General features: G+C 40.3%; 1 pseudogene. It reads right to left on the reverse strand.

Annotated features, from left to right (window positions below):
- Nucleotides 1–875 (reverse strand): annotated as a pseudogene (locus tag ACFPOH_RS00200) (transposase); the annotation flags it as partial.
- Nucleotides 876–981 lie beyond the last annotated feature (106 nt).

Raw genomic sequence — 981 nt, forward strand, 5'->3', positions numbered from 1 at the left:
TCGTTTGATAATCATATAAGATGATTGGCGGTACGTCTCGTCCTGTTCGATACATCCACATATAAGACTTCGAATCCGCTTTTCGTCCAGGTTCTGCTAGAACTTGAAGTGTAGTTTCATCCGCATGCAGAAAATCGTTTTCAAGTAATAACTCATGCATCCGGTTGTATAAAATGGAAAGCCAATTCATTGCACCATAAATCATCCAGTTGGCGAGCGTTTGGCGTGATAAATACACACCCAACCGTTCCAACTGCTTCTCTTGACGATAAAGAGGCATTCCTTCCACGTATTTTTGATTCATGATATAGGCCATAGCCGATGCAGATGCCAGACTTTTTGGGTAAATTGGTGTTGGCATTTTTGGCTGTGACAATCGGTGTCTCGATTCCTTCCCGTTCACATTGACGGCAACTGTAAATATGTTGAACATGCTCAACGACTTTTACTTGAGCAGGAATAATCTTGATTTCTCTTCGTATTTCCGTACTCATTTCGTGTACGGTTCCACCGCAACACAAACAAACCTGCTCTTCTTCGGCTAAACGATAGTGAATCGTTTCCGTCGGCAAGTTCTCTAGTTTCGCATCGCGCCCTCCTACATGCTTCTTCCGTTTATAAGTAATGGTTTCAAGTGTAGGTTCTTCCACTTCTGTATCCGCTGTGATTTCAGCTTCATTAAAAAGAGGAAGTTCGAGTTGATCCGGATTCGTTTTTTCACTGGAAGCCCCAAATTTTTTATGTTGGCTAAGGCGGAATTGTTCTTCCAACCATTTGATTTTATCCTGTAAGGCTTCATTTTGTTTTTTGAGTTCCGCATTTCTCGCTTGCAGTTCTTCAATTGTTGATTCATGGGTTTGTTTGTGTTTGTTCATAAGTTAAAGAATAAAGGAAAGGAATTGACAGGTCAATGTCAAATTCCTTTTAAACCATGATTTTAGCTGATACTTGTTCATGTGCTTGTTTTTGTTCAAATGAAAG

Source organism: Ureibacillus suwonensis (assembly GCF_042655065.1).
GTDB lineage: Bacteria > Bacillota > Bacilli > Bacillales_A > Planococcaceae > Ureibacillus > Ureibacillus suwonensis.